Origin of the sequence: Colwellia ponticola (assembly GCF_005885605.1) — a bacterium.
GTDB lineage: Bacteria > Pseudomonadota > Gammaproteobacteria > Enterobacterales > Alteromonadaceae > Colwellia > Colwellia ponticola.
In genome coordinates this window covers 1-485 of the sequence record NZ_SZVP01000059.1, presented here as the reverse complement: position 1 = coordinate 485, position 485 = coordinate 1, and the positions used below count along the sequence as shown (strand labels likewise).

1 protein-coding gene is annotated in these 485 nt (G+C 39.2%); it reads right to left on the bottom strand.

The window, feature by feature from the left end:
* The coding region (locus FCS21_RS16850; RefSeq protein ID WP_222927983.1) for a hypothetical protein at window positions 1–448 on the bottom strand (448 nt) is incomplete at its 3' end.
* Between the last annotated feature and the right edge of the window lie 37 nt (window positions 449–485).

The following is a 485-nucleotide window of genomic DNA, read 5'->3' as shown; positions in this document are numbered from 1 at the left end:
TTGCATAGGACTCATCTGGTGTCGTCAAATTCTTAACTTGTTTGTGTAATAAGACTTGCGCCTTTTCAACTTTGACCTGAACATCGGATGAATCATGTTTGGAAGCTTTATCGGTATAAATATCCATTGAATTTGTGACTGTCTTACCGGATGCAGACGGAGCAATATTGACCTCAAAGGTGATATAAACTGTTTTGTTAAAGCCCATTGATCCTGGTACGTCAACCTTTAAAAGCCCTGTTTGGGGATCATAAACACTTGGGCTTAAGACTTGTTCCTTACCCGTACTGTCTACTAACTTAAAGGTGGCAGTATCCACCATAAAATCCTTAGGAATAGCATCAATAATCATGATATTGGTTAAATTAGTATCCCATTCCGTGTTCCGCCCTAGTAGTTTGAATTTCAGTCGATCACCAACTCGGTTATAGCCATCTTTAGAGGTCAAATTCTCATACGATTTAGTGGCTTCAACGTTGTTGTAG